This is a genomic window from Pseudomonas sp. UF-293 (genome assembly GCF_058245595.1).
In genome coordinates this window covers 321,040-346,424 of the sequence record NZ_JBSICA010000001.1, presented here as the reverse complement: position 1 = coordinate 346,424, position 25,385 = coordinate 321,040, and the positions used below count along the sequence as shown (strand labels likewise).

General features: G+C 56.5%; 23 protein-coding genes. 11 read left to right on the top strand and 12 right to left on the bottom strand.

The annotated features are described in order from the left end of the window. The first annotated feature begins 136 nt into the window (after positions 1-136). Together rep and AC4IHP_RS01580 are read left to right on the top strand one after the other, a co-directional pair. A complete protein-coding gene (gene rep, locus AC4IHP_RS01585) occupies positions 137-2,146 on the top strand; it encodes a DNA helicase Rep (RefSeq protein ID WP_016772574.1) in 2,010 nt (669 codons plus the stop codon). Between the two features lie 57 nt (positions 2,147-2,203). Beyond that, entirely contained in the window at positions 2,204-2,776 is a 573-nt protein-coding gene (locus AC4IHP_RS01580; RefSeq protein ID WP_016772573.1) for a xanthine phosphoribosyltransferase, read from the top strand. Positions 2,777-2,908: 132 nt separating this feature from the next. Here the strand turns inward: AC4IHP_RS01580 and AC4IHP_RS01575 are convergent, their stop codons facing one another. Further along, the gene (locus tag AC4IHP_RS01575; protein ID WP_490830708.1) at positions 2,909-4,831 is read right to left on the bottom strand and encodes an acetyl-CoA hydrolase/transferase C-terminal domain-containing protein; all 1,923 of its coding nucleotides are present in this window, start codon (positions 4,829-4,831) and stop codon (positions 2,909-2,911) included. Between the two features lie 591 nt (positions 4,832-5,422). Here AC4IHP_RS01575 and lanM point away from each other — a divergent pair. The 4 genes from lanM to AC4IHP_RS01555 all read left to right on the top strand — a co-directional run bounded on the left by lanM (position 5,423) and on the right by AC4IHP_RS01555 (position 10,825). Next, positions 5,423-8,353 (top strand): type 2 lanthipeptide synthetase LanM, encoded by a 2,931-nt coding sequence (gene lanM, locus AC4IHP_RS01570; protein WP_490830707.1) that lies wholly within the window; start codon positions 5,423-5,425, stop codon positions 8,351-8,353. Next, positions 8,350-9,228, top strand: coding sequence for an ABC transporter transmembrane domain-containing protein (locus tag AC4IHP_RS01565; protein ID WP_490830706.1), 879 nt, complete (start codon positions 8,350-8,352; stop codon positions 9,226-9,228). Before lanM ends, AC4IHP_RS01565 begins: the two co-directional genes overlap by 4 nt. A 222-nt stretch (positions 9,229-9,450) precedes the next feature. Next, a complete protein-coding gene (locus AC4IHP_RS01560) occupies positions 9,451-10,113 on the top strand; it encodes an ABC transporter ATP-binding protein (RefSeq protein ID WP_465919213.1) in 663 nt (220 codons plus the stop codon). Continuing rightward, positions 10,106-10,825: an AAA family ATPase gene (locus AC4IHP_RS01555; protein ID WP_490830705.1), complete on the top strand. Its 720-nt coding sequence runs from the start codon at positions 10,106-10,108 to the stop codon at positions 10,823-10,825. Before AC4IHP_RS01560 ends, AC4IHP_RS01555 begins: the two co-directional genes overlap by 8 nt. Before the next feature lie 55 nt (positions 10,826-10,880). Here the strand turns inward: AC4IHP_RS01555 and AC4IHP_RS01550 are convergent, their stop codons facing one another. The 5 genes from AC4IHP_RS01550 to dadA form a co-directional block, all read right to left on the bottom strand. Next, positions 10,881-11,294, bottom strand: a complete 414-nt coding sequence (locus AC4IHP_RS01550; RefSeq protein ID WP_039757383.1) for a c-type cytochrome — start codon at positions 11,292-11,294, stop codon at positions 10,881-10,883. Between the two features lie 181 nt (positions 11,295-11,475). Beyond that, a complete protein-coding gene (locus tag AC4IHP_RS01545) occupies positions 11,476-12,024 on the bottom strand; it encodes a cupin domain-containing protein (protein ID WP_016772566.1) in 549 nt (182 codons plus the stop codon). An 88-nt stretch (positions 12,025-12,112) separates the two neighbouring features. Next, on the bottom strand, positions 12,113-13,186 hold the full coding sequence (gene alr / locus AC4IHP_RS01540; RefSeq protein ID WP_490830704.1) for an alanine racemase: 1,074 nt from the start codon (positions 13,184-13,186) through the stop codon (positions 12,113-12,115). A gap of 92 nt (positions 13,187-13,278) precedes the next feature. Next, complete coding sequence (locus tag AC4IHP_RS01535) at positions 13,279-13,632, bottom strand: RidA family protein (RefSeq protein WP_016772564.1); 354 nt, start codon at positions 13,630-13,632, stop codon at positions 13,279-13,281. Next, entirely contained in the window at positions 13,604-14,908 is a 1,305-nt protein-coding gene (dadA, locus tag AC4IHP_RS01530; RefSeq protein ID WP_039757381.1) for a D-amino acid dehydrogenase, read from the bottom strand. The genes AC4IHP_RS01535 and dadA overlap by 29 nt, the downstream gene beginning before the upstream one ends. A 153-nt stretch (positions 14,909-15,061) precedes the next feature. Between dadA and AC4IHP_RS01525 the strand changes: the two genes are divergently transcribed. Continuing rightward, complete coding sequence (locus AC4IHP_RS01525; protein ID WP_010465173.1) at positions 15,062-15,550, top strand: Lrp/AsnC ligand binding domain-containing protein; 489 nt, start codon at positions 15,062-15,064, stop codon at positions 15,548-15,550. A gap of 114 nt (positions 15,551-15,664) precedes the next feature. Here AC4IHP_RS01525 and AC4IHP_RS01520 read toward each other — a convergent pair whose 3' ends face one another. Continuing rightward, on the bottom strand, positions 15,665-16,018 hold the full coding sequence (locus AC4IHP_RS01520) for a YkgJ family cysteine cluster protein (RefSeq protein WP_490830703.1): 354 nt from the start codon (positions 16,016-16,018) through the stop codon (positions 15,665-15,667). Positions 16,019-16,164: 146 nt separating this feature from the next. Between AC4IHP_RS01520 and AC4IHP_RS01515 the strand changes: the two genes are divergently transcribed. After that, positions 16,165-17,475, top strand: a complete 1,311-nt coding sequence (locus AC4IHP_RS01515) for an NAD(P)/FAD-dependent oxidoreductase (protein WP_490830702.1) — start codon at positions 16,165-16,167, stop codon at positions 17,473-17,475. A 133-nt stretch (positions 17,476-17,608) separates the two neighbouring features. On the opposite strand, the gene AC4IHP_RS01510 is transcribed toward AC4IHP_RS01515, so the two are convergent. Then, complete coding sequence (locus AC4IHP_RS01510; RefSeq protein WP_490830701.1) at positions 17,609-17,851, bottom strand: DUF1127 domain-containing protein; 243 nt, start codon at positions 17,849-17,851, stop codon at positions 17,609-17,611. A 175-nt stretch (positions 17,852-18,026) separates the two neighbouring features. Between AC4IHP_RS01510 and AC4IHP_RS01505 the strand changes: the two genes are divergently transcribed. Both AC4IHP_RS01505 and AC4IHP_RS01500 read left to right on the top strand, forming a co-directional pair. Continuing rightward, positions 18,027-19,448, top strand: a complete 1,422-nt coding sequence (locus AC4IHP_RS01505; RefSeq protein ID WP_073470921.1) for an aminotransferase-like domain-containing protein — start codon at positions 18,027-18,029, stop codon at positions 19,446-19,448. 61 nt (positions 19,449-19,509) lie between these two features. Further along, complete coding sequence (locus tag AC4IHP_RS01500; protein ID WP_490830700.1) at positions 19,510-21,078, top strand: phospholipase D-like domain-containing protein; 1,569 nt, start codon at positions 19,510-19,512, stop codon at positions 21,076-21,078. 120 nt (positions 21,079-21,198) lie between these two features. On the opposite strand, the gene AC4IHP_RS01495 is transcribed toward AC4IHP_RS01500, so the two are convergent. Both AC4IHP_RS01495 and AC4IHP_RS01490 read right to left on the bottom strand, forming a co-directional pair. Next, positions 21,199-22,344, bottom strand: a complete 1,146-nt coding sequence (locus tag AC4IHP_RS01495; RefSeq protein ID WP_490830699.1) for an MFS transporter — start codon at positions 22,342-22,344, stop codon at positions 21,199-21,201. 186 nt (positions 22,345-22,530) lie between these two features. Next, positions 22,531-24,024 (bottom strand): aldehyde dehydrogenase, encoded by a 1,494-nt coding sequence (locus AC4IHP_RS01490; protein ID WP_490830698.1) that lies wholly within the window; start codon positions 24,022-24,024, stop codon positions 22,531-22,533. A gap of 236 nt (positions 24,025-24,260) precedes the next feature. Here AC4IHP_RS01490 and AC4IHP_RS01485 point away from each other — a divergent pair, with 236 nt between their 5' ends. Further along, the gene (locus tag AC4IHP_RS01485) at positions 24,261-24,623 is read left to right on the top strand and encodes a cupin domain-containing protein (protein WP_016772555.1); all 363 of its coding nucleotides are present in this window, start codon (positions 24,261-24,263) and stop codon (positions 24,621-24,623) included. 205 nt (positions 24,624-24,828) lie between these two features. On the opposite strand, the gene rpmG is transcribed toward AC4IHP_RS01485, so the two are convergent. Together rpmG and rpmB are read right to left on the bottom strand one after the other, a co-directional pair. After that, positions 24,829-24,984, bottom strand: coding sequence for a 50S ribosomal protein L33 (gene rpmG / locus AC4IHP_RS01480; RefSeq protein WP_016772554.1), 156 nt, complete (start codon positions 24,982-24,984; stop codon positions 24,829-24,831). An 11-nt stretch (positions 24,985-24,995) separates the two neighbouring features. Next, positions 24,996-25,229 (bottom strand): 50S ribosomal protein L28, encoded by a 234-nt coding sequence (gene rpmB, locus AC4IHP_RS01475; RefSeq protein WP_007920377.1) that lies wholly within the window; start codon positions 25,227-25,229, stop codon positions 24,996-24,998. Between the last annotated feature and the right edge of the window lie 156 nt (positions 25,230-25,385).

Below are 25,385 nucleotides of genomic sequence, written 5' to 3'. Positions count from 1 at the left end.
CCCGCGTATCCTGCGTGAAAGTAACAAAACCGGCAAATCTGAATCGCGTGCTGCGTCACAAGTCGGACAGAGCAGCAGAAATCGCTGAGCCTGTTAAAATGCCGGCCCATTTCGTCAACGACTCCCGAATTTTCGTATGTCCCGACTCAATCCCCGGCAGCAAGAAGCCGTGAACTATGTCGGCGGCCCTCTATTGGTGCTCGCCGGTGCTGGCTCCGGCAAGACCAGCGTGATCACGCGCAAGATCGCGCACCTGATCCAGAACTGCGGCATCCGCGCCCAGTACATCGTCGCCATGACCTTTACCAACAAGGCCGCGCGCGAGATGAAAGAGCGGGTCGGCACCCTGTTGCGTGCCGGCGAAGGGCGCGGCCTGACGGTCTGCACCTTCCACAACCTGGGCCTGAACATCATCCGCAAGGAACATGCGCGACTGGGCTACAAACCCGGTTTCTCGATCTTCGACGAGACCGACGTCAAAGCCCTGATGACCGACATCATGCAGAAGGAATACGCAGGCGACGACGGCGTCGACGAGATCAAGAACATGATCGGCGCCTGGAAAAACGACCTGATCCTGCCCGCCCAGGCCCTGGAAAACGCGCGCAATCCCAAGGAACAGACCGCCGCCATCGTTTACACCCACTATCAGCGCACGCTCAAGGCGTTCAATGCGGTGGACTTCGACGACCTTATCCTGCTGCCGGTAAAGCTCTTCGAAGAGCACGCCGACATTCTCGAAAAGTGGCAGAACAAGGTCCGTTATCTGCTCGTCGACGAATATCAGGACACCAACGCCAGTCAGTATCTGTTGGTGAAGATGCTCATCGGCAAGCGCAACCAGTTCACCGTGGTGGGCGACGATGACCAGTCGATCTACGCCTGGCGTGGCGCGCGCCCGGAAAACCTGATGCTGCTCAAGGACGACTATCCGTCCCTGAAAGTGGTCATGCTCGAGCAGAACTACCGCTCCACCAGCCGCATCCTGCGCTGCGCCAACGTGCTGATCTCGAACAACCCGCACGAATTCGAAAAACAGTTGTGGAGCGAGATGGGCCACGGCGACGAGATCCGCGTGATCCGCTGCCGCAACGAGGACGCCGAAGCCGAGCGCGTGGCCATGGAAATCCTCAGCCTGCACTTGCGCACCGACCGCCCGTACAGCGATTTCGCAATTCTCTATCGCGGTAACTACCAGGCCAAGCTGATCGAATTGAAGCTGCAACACCATCAGGTGCCGTATCGCCTGAGCGGCGGCAACAGCTTCTTCGGTCGCCAGGAAGTGAAGGACCTGATGGCCTACTTCCGCCTGATCGTAAACCCGGATGACGATAACGCCTTCCTGCGCGTGATCAACGTGCCGCGTCGCGAGATCGGCTCGACCACCCTGGAAAAGCTCGGCAACTACGCCACCGAGCGCAAGATCTCGATGTACGCCGCCACCGACGAAATCGGTCTTGGCGAACATCTCGACAGCCGTTTCACCGATCGGCTGGCACGCTTCAAGCGCTTCATGGACAAGGTCCGCGAGCAGTGCGCCGGCGAAGATCCGATCTCGGCGCTGCGCAGCATGGTCATGGACATCGACTACGAGAACTGGCTGCGTACCAACAGCTCCAGCGACAAGGCTGCCGACTACCGTATGGGCAACGTCTGGTTCCTGATCGAGGCATTGAAAAACACCCTCGAGAAAGACGAAGACGGCGAAATGACCGTCGAGGACGCCATCGGCAAACTGGTGCTGCGTGACATGCTCGAGCGCCAGCAGGAAGAAGAGGACGGTGCCGAAGGCGTGCAAATGATGACGCTGCACGCCTCCAAAGGGCTGGAATTCCCCTACGTGTTCATCATGGGCATGGAAGAGGAAATCCTCCCGCACCGCTCCAGCATCGAAGCCGACACCATCGAAGAAGAACGTCGCCTGGCCTACGTGGGCATCACCCGCGCCCGCCAGACCCTGGCCTTCACCTTCGCAGCCAAGCGCAAGCAGTACGGTGAAATCATCGACTGCGCGCCGAGCCGCTTCCTGGATGAACTGCCGCCGGACGATCTGGCGTGGGAAGGCAACGACGACACCCCGACTGAAGTCAAAGCCGTGCGTGGCAATAGCGCATTGGCCGATATACGCGCGATGTTAAAGCGCTAGAATCGACTACTTTTTAATCTACCTTCGGCGCCCATCGCGCCAACAGAGGAAGCTGTTGTGGAAGCACTGCACAAAAAAATCCGCGAAGAAGGCATCGTGCTTTCCGATCAGGTCCTGAAAGTCGACGCTTTCCTGAACCATCAGATCGACCCGGCCCTGATGAAGCTGATCGGTGACGAATTCGCCGCACTGTTCAAGGATTCGGGGATCACCAAGATCGTCACCATCGAGGCTTCAGGCATCGCTCCGGCGATCATGACCGGTCTGAACCTCGGCGTACCGGTGATCTTTGCCCGCAAGCAACAGTCCCTGACCCTGACTGAAAACCTGCTCTCGGCGACCGTCTACTCGTTCACCAAGAAGACCGAAAGCACCGTGGCCATCTCCCCGCGCCACCTGACCAGCAGCGACCGCGTGCTGATCATCGACGACTTCCTGGCCAACGGTAAGGCCTCGCAAGCACTGATCTCGATCATCAAACAGGCCGGCGCCACCGTTGCCGGTCTGGGCATCGTCATCGAGAAATCGTTCCAGGGCGGCCGCGCCGAACTGGACTCGCAGGGCTACCGCGTTGAATCGCTGGCTCGCGTGCAATCGCTGAAGGATGGCGTCGTCACCTTCATCGAGTAACCAGCGGCACCGAGTTACCCCTGTGGGAGCGAGCCTGCTCGCGAATGCATTGTGTCAGTCACCCTGTTGAGTGACTGACACACCGCTTTCGCGAGCAGGCTCGCTCCCACAGTGGGTTCTGGGGGTGGTCAGTTATTGCGCGGTAGCTTTGAGGCCTGTGAGCAGCAGGCGTTGGAAAAGGTCCTCCTTCAAGCCTTCCGGATTCGTCAGCTGCATCCGCTCAAGATGTTCCGGGAACGCCGATGCCTCGGGTGCATCCAGCGCTGCCTTGCCCAATTCCAGAATCTCGGTCAGCTTGAACTTGCTCTTCAGCCAGTTCAGCGCCCGCAGCAGATCCCGTTCGATCGCGGTGAAATCACAACCCAGCGGATACTCCGGAAACAGGTTCGGATGCCGCGCAGCAATCGCCTGCAAGCGTTGCGGTGTGTTGTCGGCGAAACGTGGATCGAGACGAAAATCCTTCGGCAGTTTGCCAACCTTTTGCGCCTGCTCGATCAGCCCCGGCTGGAACCGCGAATCGCTGATATTGAGCAGCGCTTCGATCACCGCCGCGTCGGATTTACCGCGCAGATCAGCGATGCCGTACTCGGTGACGACGATGTCACGCAGATGCCGCGGGATCGTGCAGTGACCGTAATCCCAGACGATATTGGAGCTGACCTCACCGCCGGACTCGCGCCAGCTGCGCAGGATCAACATCGATCGTGCGCCGTCCAGCGCGTGGCCCTGAGCAACAAAGTTGTATTGGCCACCGACACCGCTGAGCACACGTCCGTCTGCCAATTGATCAGCCACGCCGGCGCCGAGCAGAGTCATGGTAAACACGGTGTTGATGAAGCGCGCATCGATGCGCTGCAAGCGCTTGAGTTCTTCCTGGCCGTACAGCTCGTTGATGTAGCTGATGCGGGTCATGTTGAAATCAAGCAGCCTGCTTTGCGGCAACTCGCGCAGCCGCTCATAGAAACTGCGCGGGCCAAGGAAGAAGCCGCCGTGCACCGAAATACCGTCGGGCTGTGCGGCTTCGTCGAGGGTGCCGGCGTTAGCCTGCTCCTGGGTCGGCACATCCGGATAGACTTTGCGCCGGATGATCCCGGCATCCGCCAAAACCAGCAGGCCGTTGACGAACATCTCGCTGCAACCGTAGAGGCCTTTGGCAAATGGCGTGGTCCCGCCCTCGCGCTGGATCAATTGCGCCCATTGGCTGAGGTTGATGTCATCGAGCAACGCCTGATAACCGGCGTTATCGGCCTGACGGGCAAGCAACGCAGCGGTCAGGGCATCACCCATCGAACCGATGCCAATCTGCAACGTGCCGCCATCGCGCACCAGCGCACTGGCGTGCAAACCAATGAAATGATCCTGAAAGCCTACCGGCATGTTCGGCGTGGAAAACAGCGTGCTGCTGTCCTTCTCGTCGATCAGCAGATCAAAGGTGTCGATGTCGACTTCAGCATCGCCGGGCATGTACGGCAGATCCGTATGCACCTGGCCGACCAGCACAACGGTCTCCCCCGCCTCGCGGCGCTTGGCGATCATCGGCAACAGGTCGAGGGTGATGTCCGGGTTGCAACTCAGGCTCAGACGATCGGGATGTTCGCTGCTGCTGGCCAGCAGTTGCGCCACCAGGTTCAGACCCGCTGCATTGATGTCGCGGGCGGCATGGCTGTAATTGCTGCTGACGTAATCCTGCTGCGCCGGCGCGCTGTTGAGCAGACTGCCCGGCTGCATGAAGAACTGTTGGATGCGGATGTTGGCGGGCAGGCTGTCATGCTGGAGATCCGCGAGAAAATCAAATTCCGGATAATCACCAAACACGCGCTCGACGAAGGGCTCGATAAAGCGCCTCTGCAAGCCATCGCCCAGATTCGGCCGACCGAGACATAGCGCGGTATAGATCGTCAGCTGCCGCTCGGGCATCTGCTTGATGCGCCGGTACAGCGCGTTGACGAAGTGATTCGGCTTGCCCAACCCCAGCGGCAGGCCCATGTGGATGTGCGCAGGCAAGCGCGCCAGTACGTCGTCCACCGCCTGTTCGATCGAACACAACTGCACCATCTGAAGCCTCCCGCCCGTTCCGTTGATAGGGGTAGACCGAGATTGCCGGGGAATTACTTCCGAGGGAAGGTGATTAAAAAGAAAAACCGCGAAATTTCTTGATGGGTCGAACCTCAAGTCAGGTTGCAAATACCTAAAAAAAATATATAGCAATAACAATGAATTGTCCGCGCCCAATGAATCACCTCACAAACTTCTAGGTATTTTTCCTACATCGAACCGAATTTAATCATGCATGACTACAGGAAGCGTCTGAATTGAAGTTATTTCAATCCTCGCTAGGATTCATAACGGAACACTCCAGAAACTTATGCCATCAAGGCAAACACTAATTCACGTCAAGGCTCAATTATGGAAATCGACTTCTTAGCAATCCGTCGTGCCCGAGCACGCGTTCTAAACTCAACGACACCAATCTCAACTTTGGCGATTCAAGCATTCAGTAACTTGAGCGCAGCAAGCAGCGGTTCACGACCATGCACTAGCTGCTGTTCACAGTGTTGGCAAGGATGCTGCTACGCGACCTATATGTAAATAAAATTGGGCGGCACTCGAACCGAGTGGCCGCCCTCACTATTTAAGGATAAAACAATGAAAAATCCTAAAGATTTTTTAAGCGGAACAACGCCCATGAAACGCGGCTACGCTACTGACTGTCCAGTCTGGCCATACCTGTCTTATTACATCTTCCATATCGAAAAACAATTTCCGAAATCATGTAAAAACAACGAAGCATTGAAATTAACGGTCATCAATGGCTTTGTAACCAACCTTGCAGCACGACTTACTAACGCGGCAAACAATGTCTTGATAACGGAAAAAATAGTGTTTGAAAAGACCACAAGCAGCAAAATGGAGACTTCTGCATATTTCAAATTGGTTGGTGAAAATAGGAACTACCTCCTCGACATTATTAGCGCCTACCCTGAAATGGATCGAGTCCTGACCAAACTTTCAAATAATTTTATCGAATTCACGACACAGTTAGTCCTCGCTCTCATCGAAGACAGACAAGATATAAACAAACAATTCGATATACCGACCGGATCCACACTTTCCTCCGCTGATGTTTCATCCAGCGAAACTCACAATGGATCTAGGACCGTTTGTATACTTTCTTTTGGTTCCATTAAGATAATTTACAAACCGAGAAACTTGGAACTTGAAGCCGAAGCATCTGATTTACTACTGCATTTGAGCAATGCTGCCGGAGATGATTACGAAAACTGGAAATTACCAAGGTATCTTGTAAAAAAAGAACACGGCTGGTCAGAGCATACACCTCAAACTCAGGCAGAAAACGAAGCCGAAGTTTCTTCTTATTTTAAAAGAGCTGGATTTCTTTTAGGTTACTGCACCACTTTTATGGCCGCCGATATTACCTCTGACAATTTGATTGCACATGGCGCCAGCCCTATCCCAATTGATCTCGAAACCATTTTCTATAGCACCCTTAATATTGAAACCATTCCAAAAGAAGTACGCTGGAATGTCACCCAAACAAGCATACTTCCAAACTGGACGTGGAAAGGCACCGACGGCATAGGTGTAGACCTGAGTGCGTTAGGTGGACTATCGGAGCAATATGTCAGCTTAAATCTGTATCAACATCTGGAAGACGAGATTGGACAGAGCCAGTTTGGCATGGACGGAGTGAAAATATTTCCAAACCAAAACGTTTTGTATATCGATGGAAAAGCGGCGCAGCCGTGGCACTACGAAAAAGAAATCATTGAAGGCCTGAACAAATTATTCTCCATTGTGAATAGTAACCAGGCTTCAATCATCAAAATTATTGGTTCTCTCCGAGGAAGAAGAAATAGGTATATTCCGAGGCCGACCGCCACATATCACTACGCTATCCAATGCTCCTTGCATGCGACTTTAATGCGATGCACTAAAAAACGTAGAGCCTTCCTAGAGAACATTCTCAATAACGACACCGCCCCTGCCATAGGCTTTCTCAAGGCAGAGATCGCCGCTTGCTTGGATTTAGACGTACCTTTTGCTCAAGGACAAACTGGGGCGCTTGAATTCTTTGAACCAAGATACGATGGCAATGGGCACCTGGATAGCAATGACTATATAAACGGAATCGATAACAGCCTCCAATACGTTCAAACCATGAGCAAAAATAGAATCGCTTTTGAAGAAAAACTGACTGCGAATACTTTATTAGCAATGAAAAATATGTATGAACATGGTGATAAGCTGACGGACCACACATTCAGACAATACGACGACCTGAACGACCCTCGGTATTCAAACGTAGATGAGATCATTAACAAACTCAGGTCATCATCAGAGGTCAATGCGAAGTTGATCAATGAGATGTTAGGCAGTGAAATTTCCAGCAATGGACTTTGGTTGGGATTTCATTCATCACCTGGCGGTTACATGGAGTTCTCAGAGTTAGGGGACGATTTCTACTACGGACTGTCCGGCATTCTCTACGGCTGCGTGGTCGCTACTAGCCGCAGCAGCGCTATAGATAAAAAGCTGGTAAGCCAACTGCTAAATATTTGTTACAGCAGAGTAATCCAAAAACTTTCGAATAAAGGTACGCATTTAGGTGGTTTTCACTTCGGCTTATCCTCTGCAATTATACCGCTATTGATAAGCCTAGACTATTTTGATGATGAAAGGGAACACGAACTACTACAACTCTACAAGAGATATGTTGAAGAGGTACTCATTGAGCCTTGGTGGCAAAAATACTTTTGGGGCTCGGACTTTCTATCAGGTATGTTCGGAACTTTAAACGTACTGACTCATCTCTTCAGCCTCACGAAAGACAAATGCTTTTCTGATTTAGCGAAATCCTTATACGATAAATTAAAAACAGAACTCACGCCTATAGCCGGCCGCAAACTAGCGACATTTGATAATGCAGTCACTACTAGAAGCGATGCTCTATTGAGCGGATTGTCCCATGGCATTATGGGGTGCGCATATTCGTTATTTTATTTCAACGATCTGATCGCAAGAGACGACTCAGTCAAGAATCTATTCTTAGGATTTCTATCTTGGGAGCTCGACCAATATGACGAAACGATTGAAAACTGGCATGACTATAGAAAACGTTCAACATCAAGTGCGGGCGAGTTCTCATGGAGTCACGGCTTACCAGGAAACTTCTTGGCAATAGATTATTTCGCTAGAAAGGGAGTGAAGCCGGCAACAGAGTTCTTGGAGAAACATCCGCCTAAAACTGCATTCTCTTACTACGATCTAGAAAAAAGAAAGCGCCCTATTAACGACTCTTTATGTCATGGCGCTTTTGGGATTCTTAATATAATTAAAAAGCTTTCACCAGAATCGCTAAGTGACCCTAAGATATTTCTATGGTCAAACATCATCAACCTCAGTGAGCAAAGCAGTCGAAACCTAAGAACAAAGACTGCAGATCCCTTGGGCTTGTGGATTGGACGAGTGGGATCGCTAATCGGATCAATTGGACTAATCGAGCATGACTATGAATTTCCATTCCTCCCCCACCAAATGGAATTTTTAGAATCATGAAGAATAATCTAGTACTTTGCTACTTTGGTGTAGGCATTGCGATTCTTACAAGCGCATCACCCTATTTAATAGGCAACTCAATCAATCTGTACTTGGCAAGCGACAGTTTATATTTATACGCGCTCGCGGGCGCTTCGCTTTTTCTTATCGCTACCCCCCCATTAAAGCTGGCTGCCAATATCTATCTACAAAAAACCGCGTCCAAAACAAGATTTATTCTGAAGAAGGCAATCCTGAATCACCTACTAGACAGAAGCTTTGAGCATACGCAAAAACCAGGCGAGCGGATCGAACTCATCGATGGCGACGTTGATGGCTCGATATACTTATATCACTCAATTTATCTGGATGTATCATTGAACTGCGGCATCATTATCGGTGCGCTCCTGATGACGGCCCACTATCATCCACTTCTGGCACTCGCACCACTTAGCGGCCTCGTTTATGCTATTGCGGTATATATTCTAAATCGAAAAAATAGCAACTCACTGTTTGCTGAGTACGTTCAAGAAAACACCGTAACAATAGGCGCCATCTGTGAGCTTTTGCTTAATGCAAAGCCATACACCAACAGAATCAAGATCGATATAAAAAATATCGAGCGCCTCGCTTTTCGCTCAAGCCTCAAAGCCACAACATTCGAATCAATGTCAGGCACATGTTATCCGGTAGCGATAGTGGTTTTATTATTGGTATCGGCCCATCTGCTAAGCGTTGGCGAAACGAATATAGGCTCAATTTTTGCCTCAGCCATCTATCTTGAACGCGTTCTGAGCCCCACGATGTCACTGATATCTATCTACTACTCGAGCAGAGAGGCATCTTATAGACGTAGTCGAATTCGTAGCTACGAACTGCAGCACGAGGGGCATTGAACTATGTTTATATGCTTGCGAAATAACCTGACCGTTTTTCTGCTTTCGGTTATTTGCCTTACCGTAGCAAGTATATGTCAATTGTTAATACCATCAGTCGTCGCAAAGAGCCTGTCGGCTCTTACTACTGGCTCCATTAACGCTGAATTTTATTTCACTCTTATCGCTGTTTTTCTAACCAAGCTATCAAGCCAAGCTCTGGGCAATTCCTTGGCAACGCTCATGGAAGCAAGATCCCGTTTTCTACTTATCAACTTCATTGTGCATGATAAACGCCCCTCTCCATTATGTTCTCGGGTGACATTGATAAAAGAAGACGCGGAAAAAATTGCTTCCGTCATTCATGACACAATCCATCTCATGGGCTCTTGCATTTTGACGGTTTCCGCAGCCTATATCCTGCTCCGGGAAAACATCTATTTCTTCCTGCCCATCGCTTTAATTATTGTGTTGACGTGCGTGCAGTTGAGATTTGCCAAGCCTGTAATTCAGCGGCTATATGCAGCGGAAATGTCGAAGGAGGATTTTTACAAGGAGTCGCTTATCAGCGCTTTCAACGCTTCCAGCGATGGCAAGCAAAGTAAAATGCAACTTATTAGAAGCTATGGATATTTGAAGGACACGGTAAGAGCACGCTACAAGTATCTGAAAGCAAGCGCCATACAGTCCTTCTGGCCGGAAATGGCTATCTCGGCAGGTACGGTTTCAGTCATTTTCTTCAGCGCCGCTGCCACGCCGGAATTATTTGGCGAGCGTCTTATTGCCTGTCTCGGTTATATCGGAATTTTTACCATGGCCAGCACGGGTTCGATAAGACTCGGCATCACGATGATTGGCGTGAAGGTATCCGTCGATAGAATCTTCAGAGGGCATCGATATGAATGATCTGTTTATCCAGCAAATAAGCCTGAAGCCAGACATGACGGTGGGTGACCGGCTACAAAACCTCTTCCCGCTTGAGCTCAGCAACTCGATAACGGTTTTTATCGGCGAAAATGGCGCTGGGAAATCCACATTACTTGAAGCTATTGCCATCAAAGCAGGTTGCAATCCAGAAGGCGGTGGGAAGAATTTCAATTTCTCGACTGAGAACACTCATTCAAAACTGCACGAAAGCCTGACGCTCTCAAAAGGCTACCGAAGGGAGAAGGACGTTTTTTTTTACAGGGCAGAAACCTTCTACAACTTGAATACTGCAATTCGCAAGCTTGATGCAGAGGCGAGCTTTGATCCCGAAATAAAGACCTATTACGGCGGCGTGGATATGCATTGCCTGTCGCACGGTGAAGCCATGGAGGCGTTGTTTCAACATCGATTCAAAGCCCAAGGTCTGTATGTGCTCGACGAGCCGGAAGCATCGTTATCCCCGTTGAGGCAATTGGTATTTATCCACCGGATCCTAGAGCTTTCGCGCGGCGGCGCGCAGTTCATCATCGCTACTCACTCTCCCCTCATCATGTCGATCCCGGGATGTGATCTGAGGCAGATATCGGGAGGGCGCTGCGAGCAAATAGCGCCCGAAGATACCGATGCTTACGCCGTGTACAAAGCGGTGCTCAATTCTGCCGGCGCCTACATCACGAAAAACATGCAGTGAGATTGCGGGCACAAAAAAAACCGTCCTGAGACGGTTTTTTCGAAGGCGAAGCTGATTACAGACCGGACATCTCTTTGATCGCGCCCTTGAGCTCTTCATCGGAGCAATCGGCGCAGGTGCCTTTTGGCGGCATGGCGTTGATGCCGGTGATGGCCTTGGCGAGGATGCCGTCCAGACCACCCTGATGATCGGCGCGCTCCTTCCAGGCTGCCTTGTCGCCGATCTTCGGCGCGCCGAGCAGGCCCGTGCCGTGGCAAGCGTTGCAGTGTTTGGCGATCACGTCTTTAGGGGCCTTTGCGCCACCGCCACCGCCAGCGGTAGCAGCCACTTCCATACCCTTGCATTCCTGCCCTTGAACACACACCTGGCCGACGGGCTCGAGGCGTTTGGCGATGTCGTCATTCGTCGCAGCTTGAGCGCTGACAGCCCAGAGGGCCAGTACGGTTGCTGGTGCGGCCAGCATTTTCATAATTAGGTTCACGCGTTCACCCTCAATGGTGGCTATTCACGCCTGCGGCCACGGTTCGCAGGCGGGCGCAAGTATAGCGGGTAGGCCGCTGTACTGAAACAACCCCATGGTTAGAGGGGTCTTGTAGCGCATCGGTAAAGCGGTTCGGGCACCTTCGCCGCCATGGCCTGGCGCCTTCTGTTTAAAAATTCGCTGGCGTGGCTGCGCTGATTAGTCGCGCCGGCACGTCGAACGGGTTACGGAAACGATGCGGCTTGGTACTTTCAAAATAGTAGCTGTCGCCAGCTTCGAGGATAAAAGTTTCCAGCCCTACCACCAGTTCGAGGCGGCCTTCCACCAGAATCCCGGTTTCCTCGCCTTCATGGGTGAGCATTTCTTCGCCGGTGTCGGCGCCCGGCGGGTAGATTTCGTTGAGGAAGGCGATGGCGCGGCTGGGGTGAGCGCGGCCGACCAGTTTCATGGTCACGGCGCCGTCGGAGATGTCGATCAGCTCGTTGGCCTTGTAGACAATTTGGGTCGGTTGGTCCTGCAGGATCTCTTCGGAAAAGAACTCGACCATCGACATGGGGATGCCGCCGAGCACCTTTCTCAGCGAACTGATCGAAGGGCTGACGCTGTTCTTTTCGATCATCGAAATGGTGCTGTTGGTGACGCCCGCGCGTTTGGCGAGTTCACGCTGGGAAAGCCCTTTGAGCTTGCGGATCGATTGCAGTCGTTCACCGACGTCCAAGGCGGGAGCCTCCTGATGTTGTAAGAATATTGAGCGTTATCATGGCGACAGCGTTCAGTATTTACAACACTTGGCCCCTGCAGCGGCGTCAACCCTCGGAATAGAGCCTTGGCATACGTTTCAGGTTGCAGAAGATCTGATACGGGATGGTATCGGCCCACTTCGCCACGTCACTGGCGAGGATGTTCTTGCCCCACAACTCGACGACAGAACCGAGTCCCGCTTCCGCTACGTCGGTCAGGTCGATGCAGAGCATGTCCATCGACACGCGCCCCAGCAGGCGGCTGCGTTGGCCGGCCACCAGCACCGGCGTGCCGGTCGGCGCCTGGCGCGGGTAGCCATCGGCGTAGCCCATGGCGACCACGCCAATGCGCATCGGCTTGTCGGTGATGAATCTGGCGCCATAGCCGATCGGTTCGCCGGCCGGCAATTCACGCACGCTGATGACTTTCGACTCGAGGGTCATCACCGGTTGCAGGCGTTCAGCGACGGCGTTGGCTTCTTCGAACGGGGTCGCGCCGTAGAGCATGATGCCCGGGCGTACCCAGTCGCTGTGGATTTCTGGCCAACCAAGCACGGCTGGCGAATTGCGCAAGCTGACTTCAGCCGCCAGCCCCTGACGCGCCGCCTCGAACACCGCGACCTGCTCGGCACTGCTTTGCGCGTGCAGTTCATCAGCGCGGGCGAAGTGGCTCATCAACACGATTTTCGCGACTTTGCCGCTGGCCAGCAGACGTTGATAGGCCGCTGGATAATCTTTCGGATGCAGGCCGACGCGGTGCATGCCGGAATCGAGCTTGAGCCACACCGTGATCGGTTTGCTCAGGACTGCCTGCTCGATCGCTTCGAGCTGCCACAGCGAATGCACCACGCACCAGAAATCATGTTCGACGATCAATGCCAGCTCGTCGGCTTCGAAGAAGCCCTCCAGCAGCAATACCGGCGCACGGACCCCGGCAGCGCGCAGCTCGAGTGCTTCCTCGATGCAGGCCACGGCAAAACCATCCGCTTCGGCTTCCAGCGCTTGGGCGCAACGTACCGCGCCATGGCCGTAGGCGTCCGCCTTGATCACGGCGAGCGCCTTGGCGCCGGTGACTTCGCGGGCAATTCGGTAGTTGTGACGCAGGGCTTGAAGGTCGATCAGGGCACGGGCAGGACGCATGGCGGCAACTTCTGGGCGGTCATGGGAAGAAAAACCGGCGCTGACTGACGACGTGAACCGCCAACAGCACCGGGAGAGGGATCTTGGAAACGTTATGGCAGCGCGGCGACGATGGAGATCTCCACCAGAATGCTCGGCTTGGCCATCTTCGCTTCGACGGTGGCGCGGGCCGGCGCGGCGCCTTTGGGCAGCCACTGGTCCCACACCGCGTTCATCCCAGCGAAGTGCGCTTCGATGTCGTTGAGATAGATCGTCGCCGACAACAGATGCTGTTTGTCCGTCCCGGCCAGATCGAGCAGACGTTCGATATTGGCGAGCACATCGCGGGTCTGCTGTTCAATTCCGGCGTCGAAGTCGTCGCCGACCTGCCCGGCCAGATACACGGTGCCGTTGTGGCTGACGATCTGACTCATGCGCTCATTGGTGAGCTGGCGCTGGATTGACATGTTTTGCGGACTCCTGGGTCTGGTTGCCGTAACGGGAAATATCGAGGCCTTCGGCGCTGATCTGCGGCTTTTTCTTCGCCATCAGGTCGGCGAGCAAACGGCCGGAACCGCAGGCCATGGTCCAGCCGAGCGTACCGTGACCGGTGTTGAGGAACAGATTCTTGAACGGCGTGGCGCCAACGATCGGCGTACCGTCCGGCGTGGTCGGACGCAGGCCGGTCCAGAAGCTCGCTTCGGCCAGATTGCCGCCCTGAGGATAAAGGTCGTTGACGATCATCTCCAGGGTTTCGCGCCGACGCGGATTCAGCGACAGGTCAAAACCGGCGATCTCGGCCATGCCGCCAACGCGGATGCGGTTGTCGAAGCGGGTGATCGCGACCTTGTAGGTCTCGTCGAGAATGGTCGACGTCGGCGCCATGGCAGGATCGGTGATCGGCACGGTCAGCGAGTAGCCCTTGAGCGGATACACCGGAGCCTTGATGCCCAGCGGCTTGAGCAGTTGCGGCGAGTAGCTGCCGAGCGCCAGTACGTAGCGATCAGCGGTTTCCAGCTTGCCGTCAATCCACACACCGTTGATGCGATCACCGGCGTAGTCGAGTTTCTGGATGTCCTGGCCGAAACGGAATTCCACACCGAGCTTGCGCGCCATTTCAGCGAGACGGGTGGTGAAGATCTGGCAGTCGCCGGTCTGGTCGTTGGGCAGACGCAGCGCGCCAGCGAGAATGTCGGTCACGCCTGCCAGCGCCGGCTCGACGCGGGCGATGCCGGCGCGGTCGAGGACTTCAAACGGCACGCCGGATTCTTTCAGCACGGCGATGTCTTTGGCGGCGTTATCCAGTTGCGCCTGAGTGCGGAACAACTGCGTGGTGCCGAGGCTGCGGCCTTCGTAGGCGATACCGGTTTCGGCGCGCAATTCATCGAGGCAGTCACGGCTGTACTCGGACAGACGCACCATGCGCTCCTTGTTCACTGCGTAACGGCTGGCGGTGCAGTTGCGCAGCATTTGCGCCATCCACAGGTATTGGTCGATATCAGCGGTGGCCTTGATCGCCAATGGCGCGTGGCGTTGCAGCAACCACTTGATGGCCTTGAGCGGCACGCCCGGCGCGGCCCACGGCGAGGCGTAACCCGGCGAGACCTGGCCGGCGTTGGCGAAACTGGTCTCCATGGCCGCAGCAGGCTGCCGATCGACCACCACCACTTCAAACCCGGCACGGGCCAGATAGTAAGCACTGGCGGTACCGATGACGCCGCTACCCAAGACCATGACGCGCATTTTCAATCCCTCATCGCGGCTTTTCGCCGAACTGTTTGTTAGAGCAATGATGGGCGCAGTGTAAAAAAGAAATGCCAGTGCTTTTCACTATATAAGCGCCTATATTTGGCGACAATTCTCGGCAAAAACCCTTTTCACGGAGGCGCATCCCCTATGCGTACCAACACTCAGACCAAACGTGAGCTGGATAAGATCGACCGCAATATCCTGCGCATCCTGCAGGCGGACGGGCGGATTTCCTTCACCGAACTAGGGGAAAAGGTCGGACTCTCGACCACGCCCTGCACCGAGCGCGTGCGGCGCCTGGAGCGCGAGGGGATCATCATGGGCTACAACGCCCGGCTCAATCCGCAGCATTTGAAGGGTAGCCTGCTGGTGTTCGTCGAGATCAGCCTCGACTACAAATCCGGCGACACATTCGAAGAATTCAGACGCGCGGTACTGAAGCTGCCGCATGTGCTGGAGTGTCATCTGGTGTCAGGAGATTTCGACTATCTGGTGAAGGCGCGGATTTCCGAGATGGCCTCGTATCGCAAACTGCTGGGCGACATTCTGTTGAAGCTGCCACATGTACGTGAATCGAAGAGCTACATCGTCATGGAAGAAGTGAAAGAGAGCCTCTGCCTGCCGATTCCGGATTGAGATGTGTGCTGAGCCCTTCGCGAGCAGGCTCGCTCCCACAGGAGATGACATTTCAATTGTGGGAGCGAGCCTGCTCGCGAAAGAAGTCGACTCGGTCTGAAGTGAACGCAACAGCTAAACCAACACCTGCCGATTCGCCGCCATGTAATCGAATATCTGCTTCTCCACCCGTGGATGAATCAACTCCACCGGCCGCCGCTCGTTCGGGCATGGCAAGGTCTTGGTGGTACCAAACAGTCGACAGATCAGCGGCCGCTCTTCATACACCGTGCAGCCATTCGGCCCCAGGTGCACACAGTTGAGTTGTTCCAGCGCGGCATCCTGTTCGGCGCGGGTCTTGCGCGGTAGCCGGGCCATTTCCTCGGGCGAAGTGGTCACCGGTCCGCAGCAGTCGTGGCAGCCCGGCACGCAGTCAAACGTGGGAATCTGCTGACGCAGGGTGCGGATTTTCTGACTGTTGCAGCTCATCGAAACGGTGACCAAAGTGGCGGGCTGATGATTGTGCCGCAAAAGCCCGGATCCAGACACCGCAGGCCGACCGATGTTGCCCACGTTTGGGCGCGCGGCTTATGCTCCGTCAAATTTTCTCGACACTCAGCCGTTGGATGATGCCCATGACCGCCCGCGCCCCGACCACCGCGAGCCAACCCCACGTTGCCTCTTATTACGCCGCCAGCAGCTTGCCGCAGCCGGACCATCCCGTGCTACAAGGCGAGGTGGTGGCGGATGTCTGCGTGGTCGGTGGTGGATTTTCCGGGCTGAATACGGCGCTGGAACTCGCCGAACGCGGTTTCAGCGTGGTGTTGCTGGAAGCGCACAGGATCGGCTGGGGCGCCAGCGGTCGCAACGGCGGGCAACTGATTCGCGGTGTCGGTCACGGCCTTGATCAGTTCGCCAACGTCATCGGTGCCGAGGGCGTGCGCGAGATGAAACTCATGGGCCTGGAAGCGGTGGAGATCGTCCGTCGGCGCGTCCAGCGTTTCGGCATTGCCTGCGACCTGACCTGGGGTTACTGCGACCTCGCCAACAAGCCTTCCGATCTCGACGGTTTTGCCGAAGATGCCGAAGAATTGCGCAGCCTCGGTTACCGCTACGAAACCCGTCTGTTGCAAGCCAGTGAAATGCACACGGTGGTCGGTTCCAAGCGCTACGTCGGTGGTTTGATCGACATGGGCTCCGGGCATCTGCACCCGCTGAATCTGGCGCTGGGCGAAGCGGCAGCGGCGCAGCAACTGGGCGTGCAATTGTTCGAGCATTCGGCGGTGACGCGCATCGATTACGGCACCGAAGTGAAAGTGCACACCGCGCAAGGCTCGGTGCGGGCGAAGACGCTGGTGCTGGGCTGCAATGCCTATCTCAATGACTTGAACCCGCAACTGAGCGGCAAGGTCCTGCCCGCCGGCAGCTACATCATCGCCACCGAATCGCTAAGCGAAGAGCAGGCGCACAACCTGCTGCCGCAGAACATGGCGGTCTGTGATCAGCGGGTAGCGCTGGATTACTACCGACTCTCGGCGGATCGACGTCTGTTGTTTGGCGGAGCGTGTCATTACTCGGGACGCGATCCGAAAGACATCCGCGCTTATATGCAGCCGAAGATGCTTGAAGTGTTCCCGCAACTGGCCGGGGTGAAGATCGATTATCAGTGGGGTGGGATGATCGGCATCGGTGCCAACCGCTTGCCGCAGGTCGGCCGACTAGCCGACCAGCCGAACGTGTATTACGCCCAGGCGTATTCCGGGCATGGGGTGAATGCCACCCACCTGGCCGGCAAGCTGTTGGCCGAGGCGATCAGCGGGCAGCATGGCGGCGGCTTTGATCTGTTCGCCAAGGTGCCGCACATCACCTTCCCCGGCGGCAAGCACTTGCGCTCGCCGTTATTGGCGTTGGGGATGTTGTGGCATCGGCTCAAAGAGTTGGTCTGAGGGTATTTCGGCGGCCCTTGATCCGCTTTCGCGAGCAGGCTCGCTCCCACAGTAACCGCGTTTATTCAGGCAGAACGCAGTCACTGTGGGAGCGAGCCTGCTCGCGATGAGGCCCGCAAGAACAATACAGATCTCATATCCGCCAAAACGGCTTCAACCCCTCCTCCCTTGCCTGCTCTCGCGTCAGCCCGACATCCCTGAGCTGCTCCGGTGTCAGTCCGAGCAACGCCTTGCGCGTGTGCAGACGATGCCAGAACAGATCCCAGCGACTGAGGCCGGACGGCGCATTGCGCAGCAGATTGCGCGCGTTGTCCTTCTGCCCCGCCGCCAGTTCCTGACTGTGTAACGTCAGCCGCACATCGCTCAAGCCGTTCATTTTCGTTGCTCCTGTTTACTTGGGTAGCCAGAGATTCCATGATGCGCGGGCGAGCAAAACCATTACAGACTCAAAGAACCTGTATTAACTCCATACAGATTTGCCGATTCGCCGACTGAATGATTGATTTTTGCCGCATCTGTACTGGTTTTTACCAATGTGCACCGAGGCCACCATGACTCTGTATGTAAACCTCGCCGAATTGCTCGGCACCCGCATCGAACAAGGTTTCTATCGGCCCGGTGATCGCTTGCCGTCCGTACGTGCCTTGAGCGTTGAACACGGAGTCAGTCTGAGCACGGTGCAGCAGGCCTATCGCGTGCTCGAAGACAGCGGTCTGGCCACGCCGAAACCCAAGTCTGGCTACTTTGTGCCAGTCGGCCGCGAATTGCCGGAGCTGCCCGCAGTAGGCCGCCCGGCGCAGCGGCCAGTCGAGATTTCGCAATGGGATCAGGTGCTGGAGCTCATTCGCGCGGTGCCACGCAAGGATGTCGTGCAATTGGGCCGTGGCATGCCCGATGTCGGCTCGCCGACCATGAAACCGCTGCTGCGCGGGCTGGCGCGTATCAGTCGCCGACAGGACATGCCGGGTCTGTATTACGACAACATCCACGGCAACCTCGAACTGCGCGAACAGATCGCACGACTGATGCTCGATTCCGGCTGCCAATTGAGCGCCAGCGAGCTGGTCATCACCACTGGCTGCCACGAAGCGCTGTCCACCAGTATTCATGCGATCTGCGAGCCGGGCGACATCGTCGCGGTGGACTCGCCGAGCTTCCACGGCGCCATGCAGACCCTCAAAGGCCTGGGCATGAAAGCCCTGGAAATCCCCACCGACCCGCTCACCGGGATCAGCCTCGACGCCCTTGAACTGGCGCTGGAACAGTGGCCGATCAAAGCCATTCAGCTCACCCCCAACTGCAACAACCCGCTCGGCTACGTGATGCCCGAGTCGCGCAAACGCGCGTTATTGACGCTCGCCCAGCGTTTCGATGTGGCGATCATCGAAGACGATGTGTACGGCGAACTGGCCTATACCTACCCGCGCCCGCGCACGATCAAATCATTCGATGAAGACGGCCGCGTGTTGCTCTGCAGCTCGTTCTCCAAGACCCTGGCGCCAGGGCTGCGCATCGGCTGGGTGGCGCCGGGCCGATATCTCGAGCGGGTGCTGCACATGAAATACATCAGCACCGGATCCACCGCGCCGCAACCGCAGATCGCCATCGCCGAATTCATCAAGGCCGGCCATTTCGAGCCGCACTTGCGGCGTATGCGCATGCAGTACCAACGCAATCGTGACGCGATGATCGACTGGGTGACGCGCTATTTCCCGGCCGGCACCCGTGCCAGTCGCCCGCAGGGCAGCTTCATGCTCTGGGTGGAGCTGCCGGAAGGTTTCGACACGCTGAAGCTCAATCGCGCGCTGCACGATCAGGGCGTACAGATTGCTGTCGGCAGCATCTTTTCCGCTTCGGGCAAGTACCGCAATTGTCTGCGGATGAACTACGCTGCCAAACCAACAGCGCAGATCGAAGAAGCGGTGCGCAAGGTCGGCGCTGCGGCAATCAAACTACTCGCTGAGACCGACTGACCTTTTCTGCGCGCCCGGCGTCCAAATTGCCGACCTCAGCCGCCAACCGGAACGATCCTACGTGAGCTTCAGACAGCCCCTATTCGCTTTACTGATACTCGCCTCGTTCCTCAGCGGCTGCGCCAGCCTCGATGTGCCGCGCGAACCAAGCCAGGCATTGCCAGCGTCGGACTCCAGTTTCGGCCGTTCGATTCAGGCTCAGGCCGCGCCCTATAAAGGGCAGTCGGGGTTTCGTCTGCTCTCGGACAGTGGCGAGGCGTTTACCGCCCGCGCCGAGCTGATTCGTCACGCCCAGGTCAGCCTCGACTTGCAGTACTACATTGTCCATGACGGCATCAGCACGCGGATGCTGGTGGAAGAAGTGCTCAAGGCGGCCGACCGTGGCGTGCGCGTGCGCATCCTGCTCGACGACACCACCAGCGACGGCCTCGACCAGATCATCGCGACGCTGGCGGCACATCCGCAGATCCAGATTCGTTTGTTCAATCCGTTGCACCTGGGGCGCAGCACCGGCGTAACACGTGCGGCTGGGCGACTGTTCAATCTGTCCGTGCAGCACCGACGAATGCACAACAAACTGTGGCTGGCGGACAACAGCGCGGCGATCGTCGGCGGGCGCAATCTGGGCGATGAATATTTCGACGCCGAACCCAACCTGAATTTCACCGACATCGACATGCTCAGCATCGGCCCGGTCGCCGAGCAGCTCGGGCACAGTTTCGACCAGTACTGGAACAGCGCGCTGAGCAAGCCGATCGACGAATTCCTTTCCAGCCAACCGACCGCCGCCGACCTGCAAAACACGCGCACGCGCCTGGAAGAATCGCTGGAAGAAACCCGCAAGCAGAACCACGCGCTGTATCAACAGTTGATGAAATTCACCACCGACCCGCGCATGGACATCTGGCGAAAGGAGCTGATCTGGGCCTGGAACCAGGCGTTGTGGGATGCGCCGAGCAAGGTGCTGTCCAAGGGCGAACCCGATCCGCATCTGCTGCTGACCACGCAACTGGCGCCGGAACTGACCGGCGTCAGCAAAGAGCTGATCATGATTTCCGCGTACTTCGTGCCCGGCCAGCCGGGGCTGGTTTACCTGACCGGGCGCGCCGACGCCGGGGTCTCTGTAAGCCTGCTGACCAATTCACTGGAGGCCACTGACGTGCCGGCGGTGCATGGTGGTTACGCGCCCTATCGCAAGGCGTTGCTTGAACACGGGGTGAAACTCTATGAACTGCGCCGCCAGCCTGGGGATAACTATGGCAGCGGGCCGCGGGTGTTCTATAGCAAGTCGTTTCGCGGTTCGGATTCGAGCCTGCACAGCAAGGCGATGATCTTTGATCGGCGCAAATCGTTTATCGGCTCGTTCAACTTCGACCCGCGCTCGGTGCTGTGGAACACCGAAGTCGGCGTGCTGGTCGACAGCCCGGAACTGGCCGAGCACGTGCGCGCACTGGCGCTGCAAGGCATGGCGCCGACCCTGAGTTATCAGGCGAAACTCGAGGACGGCAAGGTCGTCTGGGTCACCGAGGACAACGGCCAGATGCATACCCTGACCAAAGAACCGGGGAGCTGGTGGCGGCGCTTCAACTCGTGGCTCAGCACCAGCGTCGGCCTCGAGCGGATGTTGTAAGTCCGTCTGTTGGTCATGCCTTGTGGGAGCGAGCCTGCTCGCGATAACGGTTTCACTTCCAGCAAATGAGCTGACTGGTGCACCGCTTTCGCGAGCAGGCTCGCTCCCACAGGGATGCGCTCAGGCTGCTTCTGCCGTTGTGCCAAAGGCCCCCTGGCGCAACAACAAAAGCACCAGGCCAAACGCCCCCGCCGCCATCAGCAGCGGCAGCGCATGTCCGTTGATCCACTGACTGCCCGCCCCTGCCGCCAAAGGCCCGACCAGACAACCGACACCCCACAACTGGGCGATATGTGCGTTGGCGCGGACCAGCGCATCGTCACGATAACGCTCGCCAATCAGGATCAGCGACAGGGTAAACAAGCCGCCGGCACTGGCGCCGAACAGCACCCACAATGGCCAGATCAACAGCGTGTCGAGCAACATTGGAATGGCCAGACTCGACAGCATCAACACCGCCGCGCACCCGGCGAACAGCGTGCGCCGCGACAGATAATCGGCCAATGCGCCGATCGGCAATTGCAGCAGCGCATCGCCGACCACCACCGTGCTGACCATGGCCAGCGCAATTTCGGCGGTGAACCCTTGTTGCAGACAGTACACCGGCAGCAGCGTCAGGATCATCGCTTCGAACGCGGCGAACAATGATACCGCCCAGGCAATCGCCGGCAGCTCTCGGGCAAAGACCCATAGATCGCCGAACGTCACGCTGTTGGCTTCACTGCTCGGCGCACCGCTGCGCCCTGAAAGCAAAAAGGGCGATAGCGTCAGCAGACCGACCCCGACCCAGAAACCGTAATCATGTTCGGTACCGAGCGCCCCCAGCAGCAATGGACCAGACAGTTGGCTCAACGCATAGCTGCTGCCATACAGCGCCACCAGTCGCCCACGCCACTGTTCGACCACCAGCTGATTGATCCAGCTCTCGCCGAGGATGAACACGATGGTCAGGATCACGCCGATCAGCAGCCGCAGCAGTAGCCAGATCGGATAACTTGGCAGCAGCGCCAGCAGGCCGATCGACAGTGCCCCGGCCCACAGGCACAGTCGCATCAGGTTCGCCGTGCCGAAATACGCGGCGAGGTGGCTGGAAATCTTCGCCCCCAGCAGCACGCCGATTGCCGGCATGGCCGCCATCACACCGATGGCGAACGAGCCGTAACCCCAGCCCTCCAGACGCAACGACACCAGCGGCATGCTGACCCCCAGGGCCAGGCCGACACTCAAGACAGACGCCAACACGGCGAAATACGTCGCCCACCGCATGTTCCACGCTCCTGTGGATATTTTATGTGCACCACAAAATCACTGTGGGAGCGAGCCTGCTCGCGAATACGGTTTCACATTCAGCTGTTCTGCTGACTGATGCACCGCCTTCGCGAGCAGGCTCGCTCCCACAGGGGATCTCTGTTTGGTCAGGAAGCCCGGAGTGAGCGGGCTCCCGTCAGCGCCTTACAGCTTGATCCACGTCGCCTTCAGCTCGGTGTACTTGTCGAAGGCGTGCAGTGACTTGTCGCGACCGTTGCCCGACTGTTTGAAGCCACCGAACGGCGCGGTCATATCGCCGCCGTCGTACTGGTTGACCCACACGCTACCGGCGCGCAAGGCTTTGGCGGTCAGGTGTGCCTTGGAGATGTCCTGGGTCCACACCGCTGCGGCCAGACCGTATGGCGTGTCGTTGGCGATCTGGATGGCTTCTTCGGCGCTGTCGAAAGCGATCACCGACAACACCGGGCCGAAAATCTCTTCCTGGGCAATCTTCATCGCATTGCTCACACCATCGAAAATGGTTGGCTCGACGTAAGTACCACCGGTCTCCTGGAGGATGCGCTTGCCGCCGGCGACCAGTTTGGCGCCATCGCTATGGCCGGATTCGATGTACGACAGCACGGTGTTCATCTGCTGGGTATCGACCAGCGCGCCAACGTTGGTCGCCGGGTCCAGCGGATTGCCCGGCTTCCAGGATTTCAGCGCCTCAATCACCATCGGCAGGAATTTGTCCTTGATCGAACGCTCGACCAGCAGACGCGAACCGGCGGTGCACACTTCGCCCTGGTTGAAGGCGATGGCGCTGGCGGCGGATTCGGCGGCGGCCTGCAGGTCCGGCGCATCAGCGAAGACGATGTTCGGGCTCTTGCCACCGGCTTCCAGCCAGACACGCTTCATGTTCGATTCGCCGGCGTAGACCATCAACTGCTTGGCGATCTTGGTCGAACCGGTGAACACCAGTGTGTCGACATCATTGTGCAGACCCAGCGCCTTGCCGACGGTGTGGCCGTAGCCCGGCAGCACGTTGAGCACGCCTTTGGGGATACCGGCTTCAATGGCCAGCGCAGCGATGCGGATGGCAGTCAGCGGCGATTTTTCCGACGGCTTGAGGATCACCGAGTTACCGGTCGACAGCGCCGGGCCGAGCTTCCAGCAGGCCATCATCAGCGGGAAGTTCCACGGCACGATAGCGCCGACCACGCCTACTGGCTCACGGGTCACCAACCCCAATTGATCATGTGGAGTCGCGGCGACTTCATCGTAGATCTTGTCGATCGCTTCGCCGCTCCAGCTCAACGCCTGCGCCGCTCCCGGCACATCGATATACAGCGAATCGCTGATCGGCTTGCCCATATCGAGTGTTTCCAGCAGCGCCAGTTCTTCGGCGTGCTGTTTCAGCAGACTGGCGAAACGGATCATGGTGGCTTTGCGTTTGGTCGGCGCCAGGCGCGACCAGACGCCGGAATTGAAAGTAGCGCGGGCGTTTTCTACAGCACGGTCAGCATCGGCGGCGTCACAACTGGCGATCTTGCCGAGCAGGCGGCCATCGACCGGGCTGATGCATTCGAAGGTTTCGCCGGAGACGGCGTCGGTGTATTCGCCATTCAGGAAGGCGCGGCCTTCGATTTTCAGATCGCGGGCGCGTTGTTCCCAGTCGGCACGAGTCAGGGTGGTCATTCGGGTGTCCTCCTCTTATTGAATACGAGCACCGCAAGCGCTGCGGCACTGTTCAAGAATTCTGCCCGGCCAGCCTGCACTTTCGGCCCGAGGCACCCGCCACCCTAAACCAGCGACCGGGGTTGTTTCAATATATTTGACATAAGCTGGCCATACGGCCTTGCGGTGTTCATTTTAATAAACATAGACTTTGGCCCATTCCAGCCAACGCGCCGTCATTAGCGGAGAAAACAACAATGAACATCCAGAACGTCGTCGACATCAGCCTTGCCAGCAGCGAAGCCGAGCGCTATCGCCCGGACCCGGCGAAGGTGCTCAAGGGCGATCCTGAGCAGGCGGTGTTTCATCAATACGACAGCCCTTGTGGGCAAATGGGCGTAGGTGTTTGGGAAGGCGCGGTGGGTCAGTGGACGGTGAATTACACCGAGCATGAGTACTGCGAGATTCTGCAGGGGGTTTCGGTTTTGCGTGACAGCGACGGCAATGCCAAGACCTTGCGCGTTGGCGATCGCTTCGTGATCCCGGCAGGGTTTCGCGGAACCTGGGAAGTGCTGGAGGCTTGTCGCAAGGTTTACGTGATCTTTGAACAGAAGGCTTGAGATGTTTGCTGGCTGATCGGCCCTCATCGCTGGCAAGCCAGCTCCCACAGGTTTTGTGCATGACACAGGTTCTGTGAAGACCGGCAATCAATGTGGGATCTGGCCTGCCAGCGATGAGGCCCAACCGGTCACCGCAGAATCCAAGGCAAACAAAAAAGGCCCGCATCTCTCGATACGGGCCTTTTTCGCAGTCAGGAAAAATCAATTACTTGATTTTGCCTTCCTTGTACATCACGTGCTTGCGAACAACCGGATCATATTTCTTGATCTCGATTTTGTCCGGGGTAGTACGCTTGTTCTTGTCGGTAGTGTAGAAGTGACCAGTACCGGCGCTCGAGATCAAACGAATCAATTCACGCATGATTAGCTCCCTTAAATCTTGCCATCGCGGCGAAGTTCGGCGAGCACGACAGTGATGCCACGCTTGTCGATGATACGCATGCCTTTGGCAGATACGCGCAGACGCACAAAACGTTTCTCTTCTTCAACCCAGAAGCGGTGATGCTGCAGGTTCGGCAGGAAACGACGACGGGTTTTGTTGTTTGCGTGGGAAATGTTATTCCCAGTCACCGGACCCTTACCGGTAACTTGACATACTCTCGACATGCCTCAGCCCTCTAAAACCACATGCCCAACCCGGCATGGGTTGGCCGCTTAATCTCTCAGTCATTTGGCGCCAGGCGCCGCGTTTCTTTAGAGGTCTTACCGGCTACACCTACAGTGAAGGAACCGGGCCCCTAGAAAAGAGCGCTGCTTTATACC